This window comes from Klebsiella sp. MPUS7 (genome assembly GCF_009905335.1).
Lineage (GTDB): Bacteria > Pseudomonadota > Gammaproteobacteria > Enterobacterales > Enterobacteriaceae > Klebsiella > Klebsiella grimontii.
The window spans coordinates 1,748,250-1,768,041 of record NZ_CP047604.1; the positions used below are offsets into that span (position 1 = coordinate 1,748,250).

At 58.8% G+C, this 19,792-nt stretch carries 17 protein-coding genes; 12 read left to right on the plus strand and 5 right to left on the minus strand.

The window, feature by feature from the left end; genetic code table 11:
- Positions 1–59 precede the first annotated feature (59 nt).
- From dalD to GUC22_RS08315, 12 genes are all read left to right on the plus strand, one after another.
- The gene (gene dalD / locus GUC22_RS08260; protein ID WP_024359174.1) at positions 60–1,427 is read left to right on the plus strand and encodes a D-arabinitol 4-dehydrogenase; all 1,368 of its coding nucleotides are present in this window, start codon (positions 60–62) and stop codon (positions 1,425–1,427) included.
- Positions 1,428–1,436: 9 nt separating this feature from the next.
- Positions 1,437–2,900, plus strand: coding sequence for a xylulokinase (gene xylB, locus GUC22_RS08265; RefSeq protein WP_024359173.1), 1,464 nt, complete (start codon positions 1,437–1,439; stop codon positions 2,898–2,900).
- A 68-nt stretch (positions 2,901–2,968) separates the two neighbouring features.
- Positions 2,969–4,246, plus strand: a complete 1,278-nt coding sequence (dalT, locus tag GUC22_RS08270) for a D-arabinitol transporter (RefSeq protein ID WP_024359172.1) — start codon at positions 2,969–2,971, stop codon at positions 4,244–4,246.
- 48 nt (positions 4,247–4,294) lie between these two features.
- Complete coding sequence (locus tag GUC22_RS08275) at positions 4,295–4,957, plus strand: HAD family hydrolase (RefSeq protein WP_024359171.1); 663 nt, start codon at positions 4,295–4,297, stop codon at positions 4,955–4,957.
- A gap of 298 nt (positions 4,958–5,255) precedes the next feature.
- Positions 5,256–6,410: a mandelate racemase family protein gene (locus tag GUC22_RS08280; RefSeq protein WP_024359170.1), complete on the plus strand. Its 1,155-nt coding sequence runs from the start codon at positions 5,256–5,258 to the stop codon at positions 6,408–6,410.
- 64 nt (positions 6,411–6,474) lie between these two features.
- A complete protein-coding gene (locus GUC22_RS08285) occupies positions 6,475–8,097 on the plus strand; it encodes an ABC transporter substrate-binding protein (protein WP_024359169.1) in 1,623 nt (540 codons plus the stop codon).
- Positions 8,094–9,131, plus strand: a complete 1,038-nt coding sequence (locus GUC22_RS08290) for an ABC transporter permease (RefSeq protein ID WP_004138648.1) — start codon at positions 8,094–8,096, stop codon at positions 9,129–9,131. The genes GUC22_RS08285 and GUC22_RS08290 overlap by 4 nt, the downstream gene beginning before the upstream one ends.
- Positions 9,128–10,033 carry an ABC transporter permease gene (locus GUC22_RS08295; RefSeq protein ID WP_160183468.1) on the plus strand — a complete coding sequence of 302 codons (906 nt, stop codon included), beginning with the start codon at positions 9,128–9,130 and terminating at the stop codon, positions 10,031–10,033. The genes GUC22_RS08290 and GUC22_RS08295 overlap by 4 nt, the downstream gene beginning before the upstream one ends.
- On the plus strand, positions 10,005–10,868 hold the full coding sequence (locus GUC22_RS08300) for an ABC transporter ATP-binding protein (RefSeq protein WP_032710982.1): 864 nt from the start codon (positions 10,005–10,007) through the stop codon (positions 10,866–10,868). Before GUC22_RS08295 ends, GUC22_RS08300 begins: the two co-directional genes overlap by 29 nt.
- Before the next feature lie 10 nt (positions 10,869–10,878).
- A complete protein-coding gene (locus tag GUC22_RS08305) occupies positions 10,879–11,652 on the plus strand; it encodes an ABC transporter ATP-binding protein (RefSeq protein WP_024359167.1) in 774 nt (257 codons plus the stop codon).
- Between the two features lie 415 nt (positions 11,653–12,067).
- Positions 12,068–12,874, plus strand: a complete 807-nt coding sequence (locus tag GUC22_RS08310; protein ID WP_024359166.1) for a winged helix-turn-helix domain-containing protein — start codon at positions 12,068–12,070, stop codon at positions 12,872–12,874.
- Positions 12,861–13,331: a hypothetical protein gene (locus GUC22_RS08315; protein ID WP_024359165.1), complete on the plus strand. Its 471-nt coding sequence runs from the start codon at positions 12,861–12,863 to the stop codon at positions 13,329–13,331. The genes GUC22_RS08310 and GUC22_RS08315 overlap by 14 nt, the downstream gene beginning before the upstream one ends.
- Here the strand turns inward: GUC22_RS08315 and yegS are convergent, their stop codons facing one another.
- The 5 genes from yegS to GUC22_RS08340 all read right to left on the minus strand — a co-directional run bounded on the left by yegS (position 13,332) and on the right by GUC22_RS08340 (position 19,791).
- A complete protein-coding gene (yegS, locus tag GUC22_RS08320) occupies positions 13,332–14,225 on the minus strand; it encodes a lipid kinase YegS (protein ID WP_024359164.1) in 894 nt (297 codons plus the stop codon).
- A 245-nt stretch (positions 14,226–14,470) separates the two neighbouring features.
- On the minus strand, positions 14,471–15,832 hold the full coding sequence (gene yegQ, locus GUC22_RS08325) for a tRNA 5-hydroxyuridine modification protein YegQ (RefSeq protein WP_004138658.1): 1,362 nt from the start codon (positions 15,830–15,832) through the stop codon (positions 14,471–14,473).
- A gap of 292 nt (positions 15,833–16,124) precedes the next feature.
- Positions 16,125–16,847 carry a two-component system response regulator BaeR gene (baeR, locus tag GUC22_RS08330; RefSeq protein ID WP_160183469.1) on the minus strand — a complete coding sequence of 241 codons (723 nt, stop codon included), beginning with the start codon at positions 16,845–16,847 and terminating at the stop codon, positions 16,125–16,127.
- Positions 16,844–18,379 carry a two-component system sensor histidine kinase BaeS gene (gene baeS / locus GUC22_RS08335; RefSeq protein WP_004138662.1) on the minus strand — a complete coding sequence of 512 codons (1,536 nt, stop codon included), beginning with the start codon at positions 18,377–18,379 and terminating at the stop codon, positions 16,844–16,846. Before baeS ends, baeR begins: the two co-directional genes overlap by 4 nt.
- Positions 18,376–19,791, minus strand: a complete 1,416-nt coding sequence (locus GUC22_RS08340; protein ID WP_049100341.1) for an MFS transporter — start codon at positions 19,789–19,791, stop codon at positions 18,376–18,378. Before GUC22_RS08340 ends, baeS begins: the two co-directional genes overlap by 4 nt.
- Position 19,792 lies beyond the last annotated feature (1 nt).

The window sequence follows — 19,792 nt, forward strand, 5'->3', positions numbered from 1 at the left end:
CTCTTATTTCGGTCAAATGATCAATTACAGTGAGCCCATCAACTCAAGGAGAGCAGAACATGAACAATCAATTCACATGGCTTCACATTGGTCTGGGTTCTTTTCATCGCGCTCACCAGGCGTGGTATCTGCATCGTTTGATCGCTTCCGGAGATAAGCGCTGGCATATCGCGGCGGGGAATATCCGCAACGACGCCGAGCAGGTGGTCCAGGCGCTGGCGGCGCAGGGGGGGCGTTACGTGCTGGAAACCGTCAGCCCGGAAGGGGAGCGCGAATATGAAGAAATCACCTCCATTCAAAAACTGCTGCCGTGGCAGGCCGGGCTGCAGCCGCTGATTAACGAAGGGGCAAACCCGCAGACCAAAGTTATCGCCTTTACCGTGACGGAGGGGGGCTACTACCTGAATACCCGCCATCAGCTGGAAACCAGCAATCCCGATTTGCAGGCCGATCTGGCAGGGGAGTGCAAAACCATTTACGGCACCCTCGCGCGGATTCTGGAAAAGCGCATGGCCGACAACGCCGGGCCGCTGACCCTGCTGAACTGCGATAACGTGCGCCATAACGGCGAACGCTTCCACGACGGTATGGTTGAGTTTCTGCAGCTAACCGGCAAGCAGGCGGTGATTGACTGGATGGCCGTCAACACCACCTGTCCGAATACCATGGTCGACCGCATTACACCGCGTCCGGCGGCGGACCTGCCCGCGCGCATCAAAGCGCAAACCGGTATTGACGATAAAGCGCCGGTGATGGGCGAGACCTTTATCCAGTGGGTAGTGGAAAACAACTTCCGCGATGAGCGCCCGAAGCTGGAAGCAGTCGGCGTGGAGATGGTTGCGTCGGTGATCCCTTATGAAGAGGCGAAAATCCGCATTCTCAACGCTTCGCATAGCTGCATCGCGTGGGCGGGGACGTTAATCGGCCAGCAGTATATTCATGAAAGTACGCTGACCGACTTCATCTACGCCATTGCCGACCGCTACGTCACCGAGGATGTGATTCCGTGCCTCGGCGATAACGGCATTGACCTGCCGACCTATCGTGACGTGGTGCTCAAGCGCTTTACCAACCCGTATATCCAGGACACCAACCAGCGCGTCGCCGCCGATGGCTTCTCGAAAATTCCGGCGATGATCGCGCCAACCCTCCAGGAGTGCTACCAGCGCGGCGTCCGCCCGGAAGCGACCGCCATGCTGCCCGCGCTGTTCTTCGTCTTTATGGAACAGTGGCATAAAGGAACCCTGCCGTATCAGTACCAGGACGGTATCCTCGACGCTCAGGCGGTACATGAAATGTTTGAAGCTCAGGATCCGGTGGCCCTGTACGCCCGCAATACAGCGCTGTTTGGCACGCTTGCCGACAATGCCGATTTCCTGGCGCTGATGCGCGAGAAGATCGCCGCCGTTTATACGCTGATTAAATAAGAGGTGGCTATGTATCTGGGTATCGATCTCGGCACATCGGAAGTCAAAGCGCTGGTCATTGATGAGAACAATGAGGTTATCGCCAGCCATAGCGCGCCGCTGAGTATTCAGCGTCCCCATCCGCACTGGTCAGAACAGTCGCCGCAGTCATGGTGGGAGGCGACGGAGTATTTGATGGCCACGCTGCGGGAAAAATGCGCCCAGCACTGGCCGGCTATTAAAGCGATCGGCCTTTCCGGGCAGATGCACGGCGCGGTCCTGCTGGATGCCGAGGGGGAGGTGATTCGCCCGGCCATTCTGTGGAACGACACCCGCTGCGCCGCGGAGTGCGCGGAGCTGGAAGAGATGGCGCCGGAGCTGCATCAGGTGGCGGGAAACCTGGCGATGCCGGGCTTTACCGCGCCGAAGCTGCTGTGGGTACGCCGCCACGAGCCGCAATACTTTCAGCGCACCGCCACGGTGCTGCTGCCGAAAGACTATCTGCGCTACCGGATGACGGGTAAGAAAGTCTCCGATATGTCTGACGCCGCCGGGACGCTGTGGCTGGACGTGGCGAAGCGCGACTGGTCCGATTCTCTGCTGGATAAGTGCGGCCTGTCGCGCAGCCAGATGCCGACCCTGGTCGAAGGCTGCGAGGTGTCCGCCACGCTTGACCCGCAGGTGGCCGAGCGCTGGGGGCTGAACGCCTCGGTAGCGGTTGCCGGAGGCGGCGGCGATAACGCGGTCAGCGCCATCGGCGTCGGCGCGGTCTCGCCGGGAGACGCGTTTATTTCGCTTGGCACCTCCGGGGTGCTGTTTGTGGTGACCGACGCCTATCGTCCGGCGCCGCAGTCGGCGGTACACGCCTTTTGTCACGTTCTGCCGAATCTGTGGCATCAGATGAGCGTCATGCTCAGCGCCGCCGGCTGTTTGCAGTGGTTCTGCCGCCTGACCGGCACCACGGAGGTGGCGCTGCTGGAGGAGATTGCCCAACTTAGCGAGGAGGAGAAGGCCCATGCGCCGTTCTTCTTACCCTATCTCTCCGGCGAACGTACTCCGCACAACGATCCTGACGCGCGCGGCATGTTCTGGGGCATGACCCACTCCAGCCTGCGCGCCCAGCTCGGCTATGCGGTGCTGGAAGGCGTGAGCTTCGGCATCAACGACGGCCTGCGGGTGCTGAAAGAGAGCGGGACGCGGATCGAACAATGTTCACTGGTTGGCGGCGGCGCCCGCAGCCCGTTCTGGGCGCAGCTGTTGGCCGATATTCTCGATATGCCGGTGGTGACCCACAAAGGGGGAGAAACCGGCGGCGCGTTGGGCGCGGCGCGGCTGGCCTGCCTGGCGGCGGGCAAACCGCTTGCCGCCGTGTGTGAAAAACCGGAGGTCTGGCAGACCTGGCGCGCTGACCCGGTACGCCATCAGACCCTGATGCGCCGCTACGCGCAGTTTAACTCCTTGTATTTAAATGATCTGAACTACCGGCAGCACTAATTTTTATCACGATAACCGTTCCGGTGAACTGACCGGAACGGCCTCCTGTACCCTAAAACGAGGTCATTATGTCTATCAATAATAAACAGTGGCTCGGCTTACCCCTGAACCTGCTCTGGGGATACATCGCCATTGCCGTATTCATGACCGGCGACGGTTTTGAACTGGCATTTCTCTCGCATTACATCAAAGAGCTCGGCTTCTCTCCGGCGCAGGCTTCATTTGCCTTTACCCTCTACGGCCTGGCCGCGGCGCTGTCGGCGTGGATCTCCGGCGTGGTGGCGGAAATTATTACCCCGCTGAAAACCATGATGATTGGCTTCGTGCTGTGGTGCGTGTTCCACGTGCTGTTTCTCGTCTTCGGCCTCGGCCATGCGAACTATGCGCTGATCCTCGTTTTTTACGGTATTCGCGGCTTCGCGTATCCGCTGTTCCTCTACTCGTTTATCGTGGCCATTATCCACAACGTGAAAAGCGATAACGCCAGCTCGGCGATCGGCTGGTTCTGGGCGGTTTACTCGATCGGCATCGGCGTTTTCGGCAGCTATATTCCGAGCTTTACCATTCCGCATATCGGCGAGCTGGGGACGCTATGGCTGGCGCTGGCTTTTTGCGTCACCGGCGGCATCATCGCGCTGGCTTCCCTGCGCCATATTCAAACGCCGCGCCATATGCAGAACCTGACCACCCGCGAGAAGTTTTCCGAACTGGGGCGCGCGGCGACGCTGCTCTATACCAACCGCAATATTCTGCTGTCGAGCATGGTGCGGATTATCAATACCCTCTCGCTGTTCGGCTTTGCAGTGATTATGCCGATGATGTTTGTCGATGAGCTGGGCTTTACCACCTCCGAGTGGCTGCAGGTGTGGGCGGTGTTCTTCTTCACCACCATTTTCTCTAACGTGCTGTGGGGCATTCTGGGGGAAAAACTGGGCTGGATGAAGGTGGTGCGCTGGTTTGGCTGCATCGGCATGGCGCTCTCCAGCCTGGCGTTTTACTACATTCCGCAGCATTTCGGACATAACTTCGCGATGGCGATGATTCCGGCCATTGCCCTCGGGATCTTTGTCGCCGCGTTCGTACCGCTGGCGGCGGTCTTCCCGGCGCTGGAGCCGAAGCACAAAGGGGCGGCCATTTCGGTTTACAACCTGTCGGCGGGGATGTCGAACTTTCTCGCGCCGGCCATTGCGGTGATTTTGCTGCCGTTCTTCAGCACTATCGGGGTGGTGATCGCCTATACCGCGCTGTACGTGACGGCCTTTTTCCTCTGCGCGTTTATTCGCGTCGAGCAGCCGGGTTTTACCCGCAAGGAAGCGCCGGCCGGCGAGCAGGTGGAGTTCTCTTAAGGTAATGCGGCTGGCATGCCCGGCATGCCAGCCTTAACGAGGTGGATGATGAGTATTCAGGCAGTAATTTTTGACATGGATGGCGTCATTATTGATTCCGAATCCCTGTGGCGACGGGCGCAAATCGAAGCCCTCGCCCGCTGGGGGGCAACGGCGAGCGATGAGGAGTGCGAAAGGCTGACCAAAGGTAAACGCCTCGACGACATTGCCCGCACCTGGTGTCAGTATTGCCAGCTTGACCTCGCCCCGCAGCGGCTTGAAGAGGCCATACTGCAGCGTATCACCGGCCTGATCGCCGCCGAAGGCGAGGCGATGCGCGGAGTGCATGAGGCGTTACGCTATTTTCGCCACGCGGGCTATAAGATTGCGCTCGCCACGTCTTCATCCCGGCAGGTTATCTCCGCGGTGCTGAACAAGCTCTCGCTCTGGCACTATTTTGACGTTATCTCCAGCGCGGATGATGAAGCGCAGGGCAAGCCGCATCCGGCGGTGTATCTGACGACGTTGCGTAAGCTCAATCTCGACGCCAGCCGGTGCCTGGTGATTGAAGATAGTTTCAACGGCTTTAGCGCGGCCCGGGCCGCAGGGATCGCCACGGTGATTATTGCCGAAGATAGCCAGCATGCGCGCTTCCAGGCCGCCGCTGGCCGCTATCAGGCTTTACCTGAGCTGCTGGAAAACCTCACCGCAGCGGCGGAAGCGGTCGAATAACTGACTCTTTCGTGGGCGCAGAACATCTCGGGATGTACCCGGTCGGTCACTCTCTTTTCTGCGCTCACGCCCCCTTTTTCACCATGACGATCCTTCTCACATATCGCCCATCTTTTGTGAAAACAGTCACGTCCTGTTGTGCCAATGCCCAAATTTATTGCCTTGCTTAGCGGTGTTTGTCCGAGGCACTGCTACGTAATTGTGCTTAGATTAGATATTGAAACGTTTTTTCAATAATGTGAAACCACTTTACCGATTTGCCTCTATAGATCGGATTTGGCCGTGATAAGGACCGAGCATGAAAATTGAATCTGTAAATGTCACCGTTTTCCAGTATCCCACGCGTCGGGTTTCCGACAGCGCCGGGCACTCCCATCCGGGAGCGGAAAGCATGGCGAAAATGGCGATGCTGACCATTACCGCCGATGATGGCACCCGGGGTTTTTCGTTTGCGCCGCCGGAAGTGGTACGCCCGTTCGTGGTGAACACCTTTTTTCGCAAGGTGATGGTGGGGCAGGACCCGTTTAACCGCGAGCGTATCTGGCAGGATCTTAACCACTGGCAGCGCGGCAGCGCCCATCAGCTGACCGAGCGCGCGCTGTCGTTTGTTGAACAGGCGCTGTGGGACCTGATTGGCCGCAAGCTTAATATGCCGGTGTACAAACTGCTCGGCGGCTATCGCGATACCGTCCCCGCCTACGGCAGCACCATGTGCGGCGACGATCTGCCGGGCGGTCTGTCGACCCCGGAGGAGTATGCAGCCTTTGCCGAAAAGCTGGTCGCCCGCGGCTATAAGGCCATCAAGCTGCACACCTGGATGCCGCCGATCGCTTTTGCGCCCAATCCGAAGATGGACATTAAAGCCTGCGCGGCGGTGCGCGAAGCGGTAGGGCCGGATATCGACCTGATGATTGACGGCTATCACTGGTACAGCCGCGCCGAGGCGCTGTGGATTGGCAAAGAACTGGAAAAACTCAACTTCGCCTGGTTTGAAGAGCCGATGGAGGAGGATTCGATGTCCTCCTACGCGTGGCTGGCGGAAAACCTGTCGATTCCCATCGTCGGACCGGAGAGCTTCGGCGGCAAGCACCATATGCGCGCCGAGTGGGTGAAAGCCGGAGCCTGCGACATCCTGCGCGCCGGGGCCAACGGCGTGGGCGGCATTACCCCCACCATGAAGGTGGCGGCGCTGGCGGAATCCTTCGGTATGGACTGCGAAGTCCACGGCAACGGCGCGGCAAGCCTGGCGGTGGTCGGCGCGATCCGCAACTGCCGCTGGTACGAGCGCGGACTGCTGCATCCATTCCTCGACTACGATGAGCCGGCGGCCTATCTCAACAGCATTGTCGATCCTATGGATGACCAGGGCTTTGTGCATTTGTCCCAGCGTCCGGGTCTCGGCGAAGACATTAATTTTGCCTGGATCGAAGCCAATACCGTTAGCCACGACTGATGAATAACTAAAAAAACAGGCGCGTGCTGAGTCGCGACGCCTGAGTACCCTACAGGCGATAGATATGAAAAAAAACTCCTTACTGGCAGCGTGCTTACTCGCGCTCGCCGTGTCGATGGGGAGCGGGGCGGCGTTGGCGAAAACGCCGCCGGATCAGCTCATCATCGGCATGAATATGAATAACCTGCTCACCCTTGACCCGGCGGCGATGACCGGGAACGAAGTGGTGGGGATCGTGGTTAACCTCTACGACTCGCTGGTGGAGCTTGATCCTGAGCAGCTCACCAACGTCAGGCCCGCGCTGGCGAAATCCTGGGACATCAGCCCGGACGGTAAAACCCTGACCTTTCATCTGCGCGACGACGTGAAGTTTCACTCCGGCAACCCGCTGACCGCCGCCGACGTGGTGTGGTCGATGCGGCGTATTTTGCATCTCAACCTCGCGCAGGCCTCGGTGTGGAAGTCTTACGGCTTTAGTAAGAAAAATATCGACGGCCAGGTCAGCGCGCCGGACAGCTTCACGGTGCAGATCGTGCTGCCGAAAGATAACGACCCGCAGCTGGTTATCTACTCGCTGGCGGCGCTGGGCAACCTCGGGGTGCTGGACAGCAAAACGGTGCAAAGCCGCCAGCAGGATAATGACTGGGGCAACCGCTGGCTGACCACCCATGAAGCCGGTTCCGGGCCGTTCACGCTGGAAACCTGGCAGGCAAAAGATGTGCTGCGCATGAAGCGCAATCCTGACTACTGGCGCGGCGAGGCGAAAATGAGCCGCGTGGTGCTGCGCCACTTCCAGGAGTCGCAAACCCTGCGCCTGATGATCGAAAAAGGCGACCTCGATATTGCCAACAATATGGCGGTTTCCGACATCAACGCCCTGCGCGGCGACCCTCAGCTGACCGTCGACGCGGTGCAGCGCGGCACCATGTACTACGTGGCGATGAGCATGAAAGAGGCGCACTTCGCTAACCCGAAAGTGCGCGAAGCGGTGCGCTATCTGATTGATTATCAGGGCATCAATAAAGCGCTGATGCCGGGCTACGGGGTGCTGCATCAGCGGCCGATTAAGGCGGGTATGCCGTCAACGCTGCCCGATCCTGGCTACAGGCTGGACGTGGCGCGGGCGAAAAAGCTGCTGGCGGAAGCGGGCTATCCCAACGGGTTTGATACCACGCTGCGGGTGCTCGCGGATCAGCCGTTTCTCAATATCGCCATCGCCGTGCAGTCGACGCTGATGCAGGCGGGGATTAACGCCAAAATCATCACCGGCACCGGTAACCAGATTTATGGCGCGATGCGCGAGCGTAAATTTGACCTGCTGGTGGGGCGCGGCGGCAGCGGCATGGAGCCGCACCCGCACTCCAGCCTGCGCGCGCTGGTCTATAACCCGGATAACAGCGATGAGGCGCGCCTGACCAACTTCCAGGGCTGGCGCACCGGCTTTTACGACCCGCAGCTCAATTCGATGATTGACCACGCCCTGCTGGAACGCGATGCGCAAAAGCAGGTCGCCGATTACCAGGCCATTCAGGCGCGCTACGACCAGCTGATCCCGGCGTTAATTCCGCTTTCGCAGATGGTCGATTCGGTGGTGGTGCGCAACGAGGTGCGGGAGTATCAGCCGCACCCCTCCGCCACCACTTTTCTGCGTGACGTCTACAAAACCCGCGAAGGAGAGAAAGGATGAGCACCGCAATCCTTGCGCCCGGCTCACGCGGCCGGCGCTTATCAAAACGGCTGCTGCAGGTGGTGATTACCCTGTTCGGCCTGCTGCTGCTGACCTTCACCATCGGCCGCGTTATGCCCATCGACCCGGTGCTGGCGATTGTCGGCCCGGACGCTGATCAGAGTACCTATCAGCAGGTTTACCAGCAGCTGGGGTTTGATAAATCGCTGACCACCCAGTTTGGGATCTATTTCGTCAACCTGCTGCACGGCGATCTGGGCAACGCGCTGCTGACCGGGAAACCGGTGGTGGACGATATTATCCGCGTCTTCCCGGCCACCATGGAGCTGGCGACGATGGCGATTCTCGTCGGCGCCGGGCTGGGTATCCCGCTGGGCGTGCTGGCGGCGGCGCGACGCAACAGTATTTCCGACTATGTGGTGCGCATTATCAGCCTGGCGGGCTACTCAACGCCGATCTTCTGGGTGGGGATGATGGGGCTGCTGCTGTTCTACGCCTGGCTTGGCTGGGTGGGCGGCGCCGGTCGGGTAGACCTCGGGCTGGACGGTATCGTGCCGCGGCGTACCGGTTTAATGACCGTCGATGCGCTGCTGGCGGGCAACGGGCAGGTGTTCTGGAATGCGATTAACCACCTGATTCTCCCCGCCTCGCTGCTCGGCTTTCACTCGCTGGCCTACATCAGCCGCATGACCCGCAGCTTTATGCTGGCCCAGCTGTCGCAGGAGTTCATTATTACCGCGCGGGTGAAGGGGCTGACCGAGCGTCAGGTCATCTGGAACCACGCGTTTCGCAACATTCTCGTGCAGCTGCTGACGGTGGTGGCGCTGGCCTACGGCGCGCTGCTGGAAGGCGCGGTACTGATTGAAACCGTCTTCTCCTGGCCGGGCTTTGGCTCCTATCTCACCGGCAGCCTGCTGCTGGGCGATATGAATGCGGTGATGGGCTGCGTGCTGCTGGTGGGGGTGATCTTCGTGATGCTCAACCTGCTCTCCGACATGCTGTATCAATTCTTTGACCCGAGGACAAAATCATGACCGTTTCTCTGGATTCGCCGCTTTCCGACGGCACGGGTGAAGGCCGCCAGCGGCTGCGGCGCGCGGCGTCGCGGACGGCCGGGTTTATCGGCAAAATGGCGCGCAACCCGCTAACGGCGATCGGCGGCGGAATTATCTTTCTTCTGCTGGTGGTGGCGATTTTCGCGCCGCTGATTGCGCCTTATAACCCGCTGGTGCAGGACCTGAACAGCGCGCTGGTCGCGCCGAACGCGCAGCACTGGTTCGGCACCGATGAGTTTGGCCGGGATATCTTTAGCCGCCTGGTGTACGGCTCGCGCATCACGCTTTACATCGTGCTGCTGGTCTCGGTGACCGTCGGTCCGCTCGGGCTGCTGCTCGGCGTCAGCGCCGGCTATTTCGGCGGCAAAGTCGATATGGTGCTGATGCGCGTTACCGATATTTTCATCTCCTTCCCGAGTCTGGTTCTGGCGCTGGCGTTCGTCGCCGCCTTAGGTCCCGGGCTGGAGCACGTGGTTATCGCCATCACGCTTACCGCCTGGCCGCCGATTGCCCGTCTGGCGCGCGCCGAAACCCTCTCTCTGCGCCAGGCCGATTTTATCTCCGCCGTACGTCTGCACGGCGCGTCATCGGCCCGCGTCCTCTGGCGACATATCGTGCCGCTGTGTCTGCCGTCGGTGATTATCCGCATCACCATGAATATGGCGGGGATCATTTTGACCGCGGCCGGTCTGGGCTTTCTCGGCCTCGGCGCGCAGCCGCCGGAGCCGGAGTGGGGGGCGATGATCTCCAGCGGGCGCACTTATATGATGGAGTGCTGGTGGGTGGTTACGATTCCGGGGCTGGCGATTCTGATCAACAGCTTAGCGTTCAACTTTTTAGGAGATGGCCTACGTGACATCCTCGATCCTCGCAGCGAGTAATGCTCCGCTGCTCGACGTACGCGATCTGTGCGTCGACTTTGTTAACGGCAGCGCGGTGACCCATGCCGTGCGCGGCGTCTCCTTCCAGCTGGGGCGCGAAAAGCTGGCAATTGTCGGCGAGTCCGGTTCGGGTAAGTCCACCGTTGGGCGCGCGCTGCTGCAGCTGCATCCGAAAAAAGCCCGCGTCACCGCCGCCCGGATGCAGTTTGCCGACCTCGACCTGCGGCATCTTAGCGAAGCGCAGATGCGCGGCGTACGCGGTAAGCGTATCTCCATGATTATGCAGGACCCGAAATATTCGCTCAATCCGGTGGTCTGCGTCGGCAAGCAAATCGCCGAGGCCTGGCTTACCCATCATCCGGGGCGTAAAGATGAGGCCAAAGCAAAGGCGCTGGAGATGCTAGAGGTGGTGCGTATTCGCCAGCCGGAGCGCGTTTACCAGCTTTATCCGCATGAAATATCCGGCGGGCAGGGGCAGCGCATCATGATCGCCATGATGCTGATTACCGACCCGGAGCTGGTGATCGCCGATGAACCCACTTCCGCGCTGGACGTGTCGGTGCGCCTGCAGGTGCTGGGCCTGCTGGATGACCTGGTTCAGTCGCGCGGGCTGGGGCTGATTTTTATTAGCCACGATATCAACCTGGTGCGCAGCTTCTGCGACCGCGTGCTGGTGATGTACGCCGGACGGGTGGTGGAGTCCATCGCCGCTAGGGATCTCGATAACGCGCGCCATCCCTATACTCAGGGATTGATTAACTCGCTGCCGGATATGCAGCATCGTCGCCCGATACTGCCGGTGCTGCAGCGTCAGGCCAGCTGGTTAACGGAATAAGGAGCGGATGATGATTGAAGTTCAACATCTCAACCTCGCGTTCGGCGAAGGGGAGAAGCGCAATCAGGTGCTGTATGACGTCAGTTTCCACGTTAAGCCCGGTGAGATCTACGGTCTGGTGGGCGAGTCCGGCTCCGGTAAAACCACGGTGCTGAAGTGTCTGGCGGGGCTGTTTACCCACTGGCAGGGGGAGCTGGCAATCGATGGTCAGCGTTTAGGCCACGAGATTAACCGCGAGCGCTGCCGGCAGGTGCAGATGGTTTTTCAGGATCCGTACGGTTCGCTGCATCCTCGTCACACCATTGGCGACATCCTCGAAGAGCCGTTACAGATTCATCGCATTCGCGATCGCGACCGGCGGATCAATGCGCTGCTGGACAAAGTGGGCCTCAATCGCGCCTTTCGCGAACGCTATCCGCACCAGCTCTCCGGCGGCCAGCGGCAGCGCGTGGCGATTGCCAGAGCGCTGATCCTTGAGCCACGGGTGCTGCTGTTGGATGAGCCGACATCGGCCCTGGATGTGTCGGTGCAGGCCGAGATCCTCAACCTGCTGGCGGAGCTGCAGCAGGAGGCGAAGCTCACTTACCTGATGGTGACCCACGATCTGGGCGTTATTGCCCACTTATGCCAGAAAGTAGCGGTGATGCAGTACGGCAAGATCCTCGAAACTTTGACGGTGGACGCGCTGGTCAACGGCGAAGCGCAAACGGCCTATACGCAGATGCTGGTTAACGCCAGCCAGCAATATACGCGCGAAATGGCGCGGGCGGTGGCTGCCTATTAGGCAATATGGCGCATTCTCTACCGGAGTGTGCGCCATTTTTTAGATAAAAGATTGAAATTATATGTATTTATAGTTATAAATATCGTATATTAATGTAAAAGTGGTGTTTAGATCTAAAATGATTATATCTTTCGTATAAATGAAATTATATGAAACTATAATTTATATTTATGGTTTTTAATGACATAAACGACCATTTTCTGTTTAAAGTGCAAAATCATCCCTTCTGTAAATTCGCTTAAACCTTGTTAATAGCAAGGAAAAACTGCGTATTGTGCCTCCAGATCCGCTGAGTAATAGAGTAAACTCGCTTGCGAAAAATCTTAAGCTGTCATCTCCGTCATGGAGGATTATCGTATTTAAAATACGGTACCCATGCCGCTCATCCACATGATTACCACGCTCAGGGAACAGGATGGAAAAATATACGATTAATGGAATAGTGGAATTTACTCCGCAACGTAGCGTTTTAATACTCATTGCTGACGAGACGAAAGCGGTATCATTAAATATGCCGGCCAGCCGCTGTCTGTTGCTGCTTATTCAGCAGGATGGCAAAAACGTAGCCCGTGAAACCTTTTTCGAGGAAGTGTGGATAAAGCATGGTGCCCAGGTGACCAGCAACGGTTTCTATCAGAATATTTCCCTGCTGCGCCGCGCATTTAAGGAACTGGGCGTCGAGGAAGATATTATTATTACGGTGCCGAGAGTGGGCGTCAGGCTGGAGGCGACATTAACGATGACGGAATTTCAGCCGGACGAGGCGGAAAAGACGCCGGTCGCGGAGGAACAACGCCCGCACGTTGACGAGCCTGGGCATAAGGAGGTCGCTGCTGCGAGTGTGCCGGGAAAAAAGCGGTTAAGGCCGCGAAGCTCTCTTCTGTGGGGGCTTGCGGCGCTGCTGAGCTGTCTGGTGGGCGGTTTTGTTGCGTGGTACACAGAATTCGACTCTTATTTGCAAAGTTATGTGCCCATTAATGCTAAATTTTCGCAACAATGTCATTTTTTTGCCAATAATGATGTGGTAGATCACGTTCGGCATACGACTTTTATCAATCGTAGCAAATTTGATTGTGAAAAATATTCGTGGATTTATTTGACGCTTTATCCTGGGGGAGCCCGCGTTTCGGTGATTAGCTGTCAGCAAAAATTTAGTCAATGGCGTGATAATCAATGCCTCACCAAATATTACATTAAGGAGGTAGTCAATGCGCCGGCGTGAAATTAACTGGTTAATCACTATCGTATTTATCGGCATATTAACTGGGGTAGCAATAAAATCCTGGCAATACTGGCAGCGCAACCATTTTCAGTGTAGCGGGGAGCTGCGGCTATTTAGCGCAGGTTACCAGGGCGATATTTCGTTACGCTATGTATTTGATAGCAGCCGCGGGCTGGTGATTGTTCGCGGGGAAATTACGCCGCCGCAGGGCGAGTCGTTTACTATTAATCAGAACATCTGGTTTAGCTTTACCCGCGACGGCCGGCACTACTTCCTGCGTTCAGAAACCGTCTCGGCCAGCATCGGCGAGACCGAGCAGGAGGAGCACATAAAGCGCATCCTGCCCTCGTTTTTCCTGCAGCCGCAGGTGCCGTTTTACCTGAACATCCAGCGGCTTAACGAGCGTACCCGGCTGCTGTATACCAGCCGGGCGCCGTCTTTACTTTGCGAAGCCTGATTAGCGTAACAGCGGGCAGTCGGGCGGCAGTCGGCAGCGCAGCGCGGCCGGTAAGAGCTCCATCCGGAAGGTTTTACCGGTTAGCGGTTCGCCGTCGAGGTTAAACGTCATCTCATGGGGAGCGGTTATCTCAAACCACGATGAGACGCCGTCGATAATATTCGGTGAGTTTTCCGGATTGGCGAGGGTGCTGAACAGCGTAGGGATCAGCTCTTCGCCGGTGAAGATGCGCAGGTGCAGCAGGCCGTCGTTAATTAACGCTTCCGGGCACAGCTGCTGGCCGCCTCCGGCCTGGCGTCCGTTGCCGATGCCGATGACCAGCGCATCGCCGTGCCAGTAAAAGTTCTCGCCGCGGATTTCGCAGCGGTCCGGTTTGAGCGCGTCCATACGCATCAGGCCGTGGATTAAATAAGAGACGCCGCCGAGCGCGGCCTTGAGTTTCTCCGGGGTTTCGGTCGTGATTCGGGTGCCAAAGCCGCCGGTGGCCATATTAATAAAACCGGTCTTATCATTAACCCGCGCAATATCTATCGCCACGTCGCGGCCAACAATGGCCAGCTTCAGGGCGCTGGCCAATTCCTGGGGGATACCGACGCTGGTAGCGAAGTCGTTCGCCGTGCCCAGCGGTAAAATTCCCAGCGCCATATCGCCGTCGCGCTCGACCAGCGCCGTCGCCACCTCATTGATGGTGCCATCGCCGCCGCCGGCAATCACCGTTTCGACATTCAGCTTCAGGGCCTCATCGATAAACCGAGCGGCATCGCCTTTTTCCCAGGTCACGCGGACGTGAATATCAATTCCTTCGTCGCGTAACAATTTAACCGCCTCTCGTAGCGACGGTTCATTGGCGCCTTTGCCATTCAGAATCAGTAAGCTGGCTGGAAACGTGGACATTATCAGGGGACCTTTGTTGCTCAGTAATGCATAAAGTGTACCGCATGAAGAAAGGGAAGGATGGGGGGAGAGATAAAAAAATAAGCCCGCGTAAGGGAGATTACGCAGGCTAAGGAGGTGGTTCCTGGTACAGCTAGCATTTATGGGTTATGTTTTTCAGCGAAATGGATGATATCTGCTTTGAACGAAACGGTATGTGATCCGTTTCTAATATCTTTACATCGTGAAAAAATAACCCCGATTAACTAGTTTCCGTGTGGGTTTCTGGTCGTCTGACCCGCAAAATTGCGCATCAGCAGCGCATACTGCAGCGCCATATCTTCCGGAACGGGCAGCCATACCGTGTGGCCATCGCCTGGCGCGACCGGCATGATTTCGCCTTTGCCGTTTTCCATATGCTCAAGGGTAAAGTTGACGTTGCCCTGCGGGGTCATCAGCTCCAGGCTGTCACCGACGGAAAATTTGTTTTTCACCGCCACCGCGGCCAGCTGGCCTTTGCGCTCGCCGGTAAATTCGCCGACGAACTGCTGGCGTTCGGACACGGAGTAGCCGTGCTCGTAGTTCTGGTAGTCATCGTGGGTATGGCGGCGTAGAAAGCCTTCGGTATAGCCACGGTGAGCGAGGTTTTCCAGAGTATCCAGCAGGCTGGCGTCGAACGGTTTGCCTGCGGCAGCGTCGTCAATGGCCTTGCGGTAGACCTGAGCGGTACGGGCGCAGTAGTAATGTGATTTGGTGCGGCCTTCGATTTTCAGCGAGTGGACGCCCATCTGGGTCAGGCGCTCAACGTGGGCAATCGCGCGCAGATCTTTCGAGTTCATGATGTAGGTGCCGTGTTCATCTTCGAACGCGGTCATATATTCGCCCGGACGCTTGGCTTCTTCAATCATAAACACCTGGTCCGTGGGCGCGCCGATGCCCAGCGTCGGCTCGACGTTCTGCACCGGGATCGGTTCGTGCTTGTGAACGATATTGCCGACGTCGTCTTCTTTGCCTTCCTGAACGTTGTACTCCCAGCGGCAGGCGTTGGTGCAGGTGCCCTGGTTGGGATCGCGTTTGTTGATATAGCCCGAGAGCAGGCAGCGGCCAGAGTAGGCCATGCACAGCGCGCCGTGAACGAAGATTTCAATTTCCATCTCCGGCACCTGGCTGCGAATTTCGGCGATCTCATCCAGCGACAGCTCGCGGGAGAGAATCACGCGGGTCAGCCCCATTTGCTGCCAGAACTTGACCGTCGCCCAGTTGACGGCGTTAGCCTGTACCGAGAGGTGAATATCCATGTCGGGGAAATTCTCGCGCACCAGCATAATTAACCCCGGATCGGACATGATCAGCGCATCCGGCCCCATTTCCACTACCGGCTTCAGATCGCGAATAAACGTTTTCAGCTTGGCGTTATGCGGCGCGATATTGACTACCACATAGAACTTTTTACCCAACGCGTGGGCTTCGTTGATGCCGAGCTGCAGATTTTCGTGATTGAATTCGTTATTACGCACGCGCAGCGAGTAGCGCGGTTGGCCCGCATACACGGCGTCTGCGCCATAAGCGAAAGCGTAACGCATATTTTTCAGCGTTCCCGCCGGGGAAAGGAGTTCCGGTTTAAACATGATTTTCTCGTTCTGATGACAGGTCAGATTCGCCGCACCCGGTGCGGCGAGTTGGGGAGTGCCCCCACATTAAGGGCGGGCATTGTAGCGCCGTGGGGGAGGGGAGTAAATATCAGCCGGGTATCTTTGGCGATCAGCGGGCGGCAAATCTTTACAGGGCATGAATCGCGCGGCCGCTCTCTGCTGGTTTCAGCCGCTGCTTTTCCCCGGAGACGGCGCTTGACGCGCCTGTCCGGGCTACCCGGCCCGCGGACGGCGGTGAACCTGTAAGCGCAGCGCGAGCCGGGGCTAACTACGCCAGCCGGCAGGCGTCGGCTTCCCAGCGGTATCCAACGCCGTACACCGCGCGGATAAACGACTGATCGGCGTCCAGCGACTCCAGCTTACGCCGCAGGTTCTTGATATGGCTGTCGATCGTTCGGTCGGTGACCACGCGGTAATCATCGTACAGATGATTCAGCAGCTGCTCGCGCGAGAAGACTTTACCCGGCTCCTGGGAGAGGGTTTTCAGCAGGCGGAACTCGGCGGGAGTGAGGTCCAGCAGCTTATCGCGCCAGGAGGCCTGAAAGCGCCCCTCGTCGACAATCAGCGGGCTTTGCGCATCCAGCGCCTGCAGATCGCGCTGCGGTTTGCAGCGGCGAAGAATGGTCTTCACACGGGCCACCACCTCGCGCGGGCTGTAGGGCTTACAGATATAGTCATCGGCGCCGATCTCTAACCCCAGCAGGCGGTCGATCTCTTCGATTTTGGCGGTCACCATCACCACCGGAACCTCAGAAAAACGGCGGATTTCCCGGCACAGGGTGAGCCCGTCGGCGCCGTGCAGCATCAGATCCAGCAGGATCAGGTGCGGCGGCGTCTGGCGAACGTACGGCAGAACCCGATCGCCGTGATTAATCAGCGTCGGCGCATAGCCCGCCGCCTGAAGATAATCAATCAGCAGCTGACCCAGCTTGGGCTCATCTTCCACGATAAGAATGCGTGGCGTGTTTTCATCAACAGGTAATTCAGTCATACGTCTCTCGATAAATTACGTTCCAGAGGTAGCTCTACTTTAATGCTAACCCCGCCCAAAGGCGAATGGCCGACACGTAAAGTGCCGCCGTGGGCCGCGACGATGTTAAGGCAAATCGCCAGTCCTAAACCAGAGCCGCCGCTGGCACGATTGCGCGACCCCTCAGTACGGTAAAAACGCTCAACCAGCCGCTCCAGCTGTTCATCGGTGACGCCGGGGGCGCTATCGGCGAAATCGAGAATTAGCCTATCGCCGCTCTGGCTGGCGCTAATCTGCAGGCCGCCGCCGCTATCGGTATAGCGCAGGCTGTTTTCCAGCAGGTTATTAAAAAGCTGCATCAGGCGATCCCGGTCGCCGAAAACCGTCGCGCTTTCCGGCAGCGAAACGCCGATCGACAGTCCGCGGCTGGCGAAGCGTTCGCGAAACGCGCCGGCGGCGACCTCCAGCAGGTTGATGATATCCACCGCGCTTTTCTGATAGGAGAGGGCGCCTTCATCGGACATCGACAGCTGGTGCAAATCATCGACCAGTTTGGTCAGGGTGGCGACCTCCGCCTGCAGGGAGGCGATGGAATCCGGGGTGAATTTCCTGATCCCATCCTGAATCGCCTCCAGCTCGCCGCGCAGCACCGCCAGCGGCGTGCGCAGCTCGTGGGAGATATCGGCCATCAGGTCCCGGCGCATCTGCTGGTTGCGCTCAAGGGTGCTGGCCAGCTGGTTAAAATCTTTGGCCAGACGCCCTAGCTCATCGCTGCTGGTGGCGGCGACGCGGGTGGAAAAATCCCCGGCCGCCAGACGGTGCGTCCCATCAACCAGTCGTTTGACCGGCGCGAGCAGGCCGCGCGCCAGCGGGAAGGTGGCCAGCGCCGCCAGCAGCGTGGCGAGGGCGACAATCAGCCAGCTGGTGCGCTTCTGCTGGCGGTCGAAGTTGATATCGGTATTGCGCGTCAGGCGTTCAACCGGCGAGGCGATGACCGCGCCAACCTCAACGCCGTCGACCATAATACTGCGCCGGGTCCCGTCCTGCGGCACGCGCTCGCGCGGGCCCACCAGCACGCGCCCTTTTTGATCGACCACCCAGAACATGGTGCGCCAGCCGTGGGGAGGCATATCGGGGCCGGGACCGCGATCGCCACGATCGCCGCGCGGACCGTCGAGCGGCCGGTCCGGCGCGGCATCCGGCGGCATCTCTTCGGGGCCGGGGCCACCGTGCGGCTCATCTCTCGGACCATGACCCATACCGCGGCCCGGCGGCGAGCGGTCGTCGTTGTCGCGTTCAAAGGTTTTCAGCAGCTGGAAAATAAAGCGGTCGTTGTTGCGCAGGAACGTCCAGCTGCCGTGCTGGGCATACTGCTCGCTCAGGGCATCGCCGAGCATCGTCAGCCGCTGTTCATTGCCGCGTTTGATATAGTCGATAAACCCGCGTTCAAAGCTGATGCGCACCGCCCAGTGCATGCTGATCAGCAACACGATGCAGGTGGCGAGGATCGCGATAAACAGCTTGCCGGTAATGCCGGGACGCCAGAACTTCAAGACTCACTCCTTTTACGGCGACGAATCACCGTATTGACCGTGGTGTCGTCCGGGACGCGGGCAAAAATCAGCGCGGGCAGCGCGATAACCACCGCCATGCTTAAGTAGGTATAGAGAAAGACCTGGTGCGTGGTCGGCGCATCGGCGCTGATATGCTGCTGGCCGTAGAAACCCAGCAGCATGCCGGCGACGGTCACGCCGATACTCATCGACAGCTGCATGACCATCGACAGCAGGCTGTTGCCGCTGCTGGCCAGATCGTCGGGCAGGTCTTTCAGGGTCAGCGTATTCATAGAGGAAAAGCGGCTGGCGTTGATCATCCCCTGCATAAACAGCACCACCGGCAGCAGCCAGTACCAGCCCGCGAGGGCGACGGCCATGAACAGCAGGCTGACCAGCGCGAGGCCGATCGTCGAGGCCACCAGCACCCGACGGTAGCCGAAGCGGTTGACCACCTGGACTACGATGCGCTTCATCCCCATGCTGCCGAGCACCATCGGGATCATCATCAGACCGGCGTGGAACGGCGTAAAGCCGAGGCCAATCTGTAAAAACACCGGGGTCATAAACGGCAGCATACCGCTGCCGATGCGCCCGGCGAAGCTGCCGCCAAGGCCGAGCGAAAAGGTGCGGTTGTTGAATAACTTAAGGCTAAACAGCGCGTTGCGGTTGCCGCGCGCGTGCCGTAAATAGTACAGAATGGACGCCACGCCGACCGCCACCAGCCCCGCCAGCCACAGGGGAGAGATCCCGAGCCCTTTGTTGCCGTCCAGCGCCAGGGTCAGCGTCGCCATCCCGGCGGCCAGCAAAACAAAGCCGAAGAGATCGAAGCGGCGGGTTTGCAGGGTGTAGTTGGGCATCAGGCACAGCGTGGCGATGGCGCCGACAATACCGACCGGAATGTTGATCAGAAAGATCCAGTGCCACGAGGCGTACTCCACCAGCATTCCGCCGAGAGCCGGGCCGAGCAGCGGGCCCACCTGGCCGGGTAGGGTGACGAAGGTCATCGCCGCCATATATTGGCTGCGCGGGACGATTTTCATCACCGTCAGGCGGCCCACGGGAACCATCATCGCGCCGCCGACGCCCTGCAGCACGCGGGCGAGTATTAACCCATCAAGAGTAGCGGCCTGGGCGCAGAACAGGGAGCCGGCGGTAAACAGCACGATGGCGCAGAAAAAGATATTGCGTACCCCAACGCGGTCCGCCAGCCAGCCGCTGGCGGGCAGCATCACCGCTACCGTCAGGACATAGGAGACGATAACCATATGCATATGCAGCGGGCTCTCCCCAAGGCTTTTCGCCATCGAGGGGAGAGCGGTGTTAACGATAGTGGTATCCAGCGCCTGCATAAAGAAGCCGAAGGCCACTATCCATAGCTGCCAGCGCACGCTGGAGGGGAGGTCTGTCATG

Bases quoted from the DNA above. Each gene is read 5' to 3' on its own strand.
- GUC22_RS08285 (WP_024359169.1), top strand. From the start codon at position 6,475: ATGAAAAAAAACTCCTTACTGGCAGCGTGCTTACTCGCGCTCGCCGTG.
- GUC22_RS08310 (WP_024359166.1), top strand. From the start codon at position 12,068: ATGGAAAAATATACGATTAATGGAATAGTGGAATTTACTCCGCAACGT.
- xylB (WP_024359173.1), top strand. From the start codon at position 1,437: ATGTATCTGGGTATCGATCTCGGCACATCGGAAGTCAAAGCGCTGGTC.
- yegS (WP_024359164.1), bottom strand. From the start codon at position 14,225: ATGTCCACGTTTCCAGCCAGCTTACTGATTCTGAATGGCAAAGGCGCC.
- GUC22_RS08315 (WP_024359165.1), top strand. From the start codon at position 12,861: ATGCGCCGGCGTGAAATTAACTGGTTAATCACTATCGTATTTATCGGC.
- yegQ (WP_004138658.1), bottom strand. From the start codon at position 15,832: ATGTTTAAACCGGAACTCCTTTCCCCGGCGGGAACGCTGAAAAATATG.
- GUC22_RS08340 (WP_049100341.1), bottom strand. From the start codon at position 19,791: ATGACAGACCTCCCCTCCAGCGTGCGCTGGCAGCTATGGATAGTGGCC.
- GUC22_RS08295 (WP_160183468.1), top strand. From the start codon at position 9,128: ATGACCGTTTCTCTGGATTCGCCGCTTTCCGACGGCACGGGTGAAGGC.
- dalT (WP_024359172.1), top strand. From the start codon at position 2,969: ATGTCTATCAATAATAAACAGTGGCTCGGCTTACCCCTGAACCTGCTC.
- GUC22_RS08305 (WP_024359167.1), top strand. From the start codon at position 10,879: ATGATTGAAGTTCAACATCTCAACCTCGCGTTCGGCGAAGGGGAGAAG.
- GUC22_RS08290 (WP_004138648.1), top strand. From the start codon at position 8,094: ATGAGCACCGCAATCCTTGCGCCCGGCTCACGCGGCCGGCGCTTATCA.
- baeR (WP_160183469.1), bottom strand. From the start codon at position 16,847: ATGACTGAATTACCTGTTGATGAAAACACGCCACGCATTCTTATCGTG.
- dalD (WP_024359174.1), top strand. From the start codon at position 60: ATGAACAATCAATTCACATGGCTTCACATTGGTCTGGGTTCTTTTCAT.
- GUC22_RS08280 (WP_024359170.1), top strand. From the start codon at position 5,256: ATGAAAATTGAATCTGTAAATGTCACCGTTTTCCAGTATCCCACGCGT.
- GUC22_RS08275 (WP_024359171.1), top strand. From the start codon at position 4,295: ATGAGTATTCAGGCAGTAATTTTTGACATGGATGGCGTCATTATTGAT.